Annotated in this window: 6 protein-coding genes; all 6 read left to right on the forward strand. The window is 33.9% G+C overall.

What is annotated here, in order from left to right; genetic code table 11:
• Positions 1–40 precede the first annotated feature (40 nt).
• Positions 41–757 (forward strand): UMP kinase, encoded by a 717-nt coding sequence (pyrH, locus tag ACT8VG_RS07485; protein WP_444195530.1) that lies wholly within the window; start codon positions 41–43, stop codon positions 755–757.
• A 2-nt stretch (positions 758–759) separates the two neighbouring features.
• Positions 760–1,305 (forward strand): ribosome recycling factor, encoded by a 546-nt coding sequence (gene frr / locus ACT8VG_RS07490; protein ID WP_117458064.1) that lies wholly within the window; start codon positions 760–762, stop codon positions 1,303–1,305.
• A gap of 92 nt (positions 1,306–1,397) precedes the next feature.
• Positions 1,398–2,141, forward strand: a complete 744-nt coding sequence (locus ACT8VG_RS07495) for an isoprenyl transferase (protein WP_022424328.1) — start codon at positions 1,398–1,400, stop codon at positions 2,139–2,141.
• Positions 2,138–2,911, forward strand: coding sequence for a phosphatidate cytidylyltransferase (locus ACT8VG_RS07500; protein WP_444195531.1), 774 nt, complete (start codon positions 2,138–2,140; stop codon positions 2,909–2,911). The genes ACT8VG_RS07495 and ACT8VG_RS07500 overlap by 4 nt, the downstream gene beginning before the upstream one ends.
• A gap of 15 nt (positions 2,912–2,926) precedes the next feature.
• Complete coding sequence (locus tag ACT8VG_RS07505; RefSeq protein ID WP_117458062.1) at positions 2,927–4,075, forward strand: 1-deoxy-D-xylulose-5-phosphate reductoisomerase; 1,149 nt, start codon at positions 2,927–2,929, stop codon at positions 4,073–4,075.
• Position 4,076: 1 nt separating this feature from the next.
• A partial coding sequence (locus ACT8VG_RS07510) for a site-2 protease family protein (RefSeq protein ID WP_444195532.1) occupies positions 4,077–4,712 on the forward strand: 636 nt, incomplete at its 3' end.

Genomic DNA, 4,712 nt, shown 5'->3' on the forward strand with positions numbered 1-4,712 from the left:
ATTTATAATTAATTTGTAGATTTTACAGAAGGAGATTCATATGAATTATAAAAGAGTTTTATTAAAAATAAGTGGTGAAGCTTTGGCTGGTGATCAGGGCTTTGGCATTAATCCTATTGTAGTTAAAGACATTGCACAGCAGATCAAAGATGCAAAAGATCTTGGTGTTGAAATTGCGATTGTTTGTGGTGGCGGTAATATCTGGAGAGGTAAGACTGGTGCCGATATGGGTATGGAAAGAGCAAGTGCAGATTACATGGGGATGCTTGCAACTGTTATGAACGGTCTTGCTTTACAGAATGCTTTAGAATCAATTGGTCTTGAAACACGTGTTATGACTGCTATTGATATGAAAGAAGTAGCTGAACCATATATCAGAAGAAGAGCTGTACGTCATCTTGAAAAAGGTCGTATTGTTATTTTCTCAGCTGGAACAGGTAGTCCATACTTTACTACAGCCACAACTGCTGCATTAAGAGCTGCTGAAATTCATGCAGATGTTATTTTAATGGCTAAGAATGGTGTTGATGGTGTTTATTCAGCTGACCCTAAGTTAGATCCTAATGCTGTTAAGTTTGATAAGTTAACTTACTTAGATGTTCTTAATAAAGATTTAAAGATGATGTATCAGACAGCTATTACTTTCTGTAAAGACATCAAAATTGATTTAAGTGTATTTAATATGCAGAAAGAAGGAAATATTGCGTTAGCATGTAAACAGGAAGTGGCTGGCACAATTATTTCAAAGGGAGAATAATAATGGTAGAATTAGTACTTGAAGAAGCAAAAGAAAAGATGGAGAAATCAATTGATGCTTTCTCTAATGAATTAGTTAATATTAGAACTGGACGTGCTAATCCAAGCATGCTTGATAGAGTTATGGTTGAATATTATGGTTCACCAACTCCGCTTAATCAGGTTGCTGGTATTTCAGTTGTAGAAGGTCGTCAGTTAGTGATTAAGCCTTATGATAAGAACTCTATGAAGGATATTGAACATGGTATTTATCAGGCTGATTTAGGTTTAACTCCACAGAATGATGGAACAGTCATCCGTATTGTGATTCCACCTCTAACTGAAGAAAGAAGAAAAGAAATGGTTAAGCAGGTAAATAAGCTTGCTGAAGAAGCTAAGGTTGCTTTAAGAAATATCAGAAGAAATGCGAATGCTGATGTTGAAAAGACTGGCGAAACTGAAGATGAAGTAAAAGCAGGTAAGGAAGATGTTCAGAATTTAACAAATGAATTTGTTAAGAAGATTGACCAGATTGCTAAAGAAAAAGAAAAGGATTTAATGACAGTTTAATGTTATTTTGGGAGGATTATGAAATCCTCCTTTTTTTGTCTGTTTGAAAATGGAGTGCACTATGTTATAATACGGTTTATGAGGTGATTATTATGCTTTTTAAAAGAAAAGAAAAATATACATTAGATATGAATCGAATTCCAGCTCATATCGCATTTATCATGGATGGAAACGGAAGATGGGCAAAGAAAAGAAAAATGCCTAGAACATATGGTCATCATGAAGGAACTAAAACAATAAGAAATCTTGCTTTAGAAGCCAACAACTTAGGTGTAAAAGCAATGACTGTTTATGCATTCTCTACTGAAAACTTTAAAAGAGAACAGAGTGAAGTAGAATATATCTTTAAGTTACCTAAAGAGTTCTTCTCTTTATATTTTCAGGAACTAATGGATAATAATGTACGTATTATGACAATTGGACATCTAGAACTCGCACCACAAGAAACTCAAGACATTATTAATGATGCTATTAATAAAACTAAAGATAATACGGGATTAAAGCTTGTCTTTGCATTCATCTATGGTGGACGTGATGAAATCGTTGAAGCCACTAAAGCGATTTGTGAAGAATATAAAGAAGGTAAGATTGACTTAGATAATATTACAGAAGATTATTTTGAATCTCATTTAATGACGAAAGAATTACCACCTGTTGATTTAATGATTCGCTCAAGTGGTGAATGTCGTTTATCAAATTTCTTATTATGGCAGTTAAGTTATGCTGAATTTATTTTTGATGAAGCATATTGGCCAGATTTTAATGCAGAAAAATTACATGAATGTATCTGGAAATATCAGAATAGAGATCGTCGTTATGGAGGAGTGAAGAAATGAAGCAAAGAGTCATAACAGCGATTGTATTAGTAGTTTTGTTTTTACCATGTGTTATTGTAAGTGGTATTCCTTTTAAAATCCTTATAGCTTTTATTGGGGCTATGGCTACATATGAATTACTATCTATTACAAAAGAACCTAAGCCACATTTTTATTTATATGGAATAATAGGTGTTTATATTCTAGGTTCATTATTCTTTTCAAAAGGATTACTTGTATCTAATATGTTTATTGTAATCTACATGGTTATATTATTAATTTGTGGAATCTTTGATGCAGGTATGCCTTTCTTGAGGATTTCATATTACTTTACAAGTGCGACTTTAGTAGTTCTTGGTCTTCATGCTATTTATTATTTTAGAACAGCCTTAGATATCAGATATGTTATCTTCTTAGCACTTGCAACTTTAGGCGCTGATACATTTGCTTATTTTGTGGGACGTGCAATTGGTAAACATAAACTTAATCCTCGTCTTTCACCTAAGAAGACAATTGAAGGGTCTATTGGTGGTATAGTATGTGGTGGTTTATTAGGTTTAGCTTATGCTTATTGTGTTCAGATTCCTTATGCACTTCCTCATCTTGCCTTAATGAGCTTCGTACTTGCAACAACAGGTCAGATTGGTGATTTGACATTTAGTTCTATTAAGAGAACTTTTGAAGTAAAGGACTATTCTCAGATTTTCCCTGGTCATGGTGGTGTGTTGGATCGTTTTGATTCTATCATCTTTAATTCTATGATTTTAGGATTCTTACTTACATTACTCTAATGAAGGAGGCAATCTATGAAAAAAATTACAGTACTTGGTGTGACTGGTTCTATTGGAACACAGACAATTGATGTTGTGACTGGACATCCTGATGAATTTGAAATTGTTGCAATGTCAGCAGGACACAATATCAAGAAATTAGAAGAAATCATGAATCAACTTCCTGTTCCACATATTTGTGTACTAGAACAGAAAGATTATGATTATTTAAGTGAAAAATATCCAGATCGTCATTTTTATCTTGGACAGGAAGGACTTATTCAAATTAGTACTCTTGAAGAGACAGAAATAGTTCTTAATGCGATTGTAGGGTTTGCAGGATTATTACCAACTATCGAAGCAATTAAAGCAGGTAAGGATATTGCGCTTGCAAACAAAGAAACTCTAGTAGTTGCAGGACATATAATTATTCCTCTCGCAAAAGAATATGGCATTCAGCTTTTACCTGTAGATAGTGAACATAGTGCTATTTTCCAATCAATGCATGGAGAGTATCCAAGAGAAATTTCAAAAATACTTTTAACATGTAGTGGTGGAAGTTTCCGTGATAAATCATTGGATGAATTAAAGGATGCCACTGTTGAACAGGCATTAAATCATCCTAATTGGAGCATGGGTGCAAAGATCACTATTGATAGTGCGACTTTAGTTAATAAAGGTTTAGAGGTTATGGAAGCCAAATGGCTTTTTGATGTAGATTATGATGATATTGAAGTATTGATTCATCCTGAAAGTGTTGTACATTCTATGATTGAATGTACAGATACTGCAGTAATCGGACAATTAGGTACTCCAGATATGCGTTTGCCTATTCAATATGCTTTAACATATCCTCATAGAATTCCGCTTATTAATAGTAAGAGACTTTCTTTATCAGACATTGGAACACTTCATTTCTATAAGCCTGATACAGAAAGATTTAAAGCATTACCTCTTGCTTATCGTGCAGGAAGAATAGGGGGCAGTATGCCTTGTGTCTTCAATGGCGCAAATGAAGAAGCCAATCAGTTATTCCGTGATGGAAAGATTAAATTCCTAGAAATCGTTGATTTAATTGAAGAAGCCATGAATGCACATACTGTTGTTGAAAATCCATCTCTTGATGAATTAATCAAGATAGATGCGGATGCAAGAGCTTTTGTAAGAAAGAGAGTAGGTTTATAAGATGCAGACTTTATTGAATATACTCGTTTTCCTGCTTATTCTTACAGGAATTATTGTAATACATGAATTAGGCCACTTTGTAGCTGCTAAGTTTTTCAAGGTTTATTGTGGCGCATTTAGTATTGGTATGGGTCCTAAGATTTATGGAAAAAAAGGAAAAGAAACAGAATTCCAGATTCGTGCTTTACCAATAGGTGGTTTTGTCTCTATGGCAGGTGAAGCGGATCAGGAAGACAATGAAGAATTTAAGGATGTTCCAGTAGAACGTACATTAAAGGGTAAGAAGACATATCAAAAGATTATTATTATGCTTGCAGGTGTCTTTATGAATTTCATGCTTGCACTTGTTATTATGTTATCTGCAAACTTAATGGGTGGTCAGGTGAACGTCAATCGTTGTGAAGTAGGAACACTTGTAGAAAATGGCTCTGCGACAAAATATGGATTTAAAAAAGGTGACATCATTACTAATATTGAATGTAAGCAGACTGGTGTGTCTTATGCAGTCGCAAGTTATGAAGATCTTCATAGTGATATGACTAAGAAAGCATTAAAAATTGACTCTAAAACTGCGCCTTTAGATATTACAGTCAGACGTGGTAAAGATATTATTGTGATCAAGGCAGAGACTCCTTAT

It is taken from the genome of Catenibacterium sp. (genome assembly GCF_052354645.1).
GTDB lineage: Bacteria > Bacillota_I > Bacilli_A > Erysipelotrichales > Coprobacillaceae > Catenibacterium > Catenibacterium mitsuoka_A.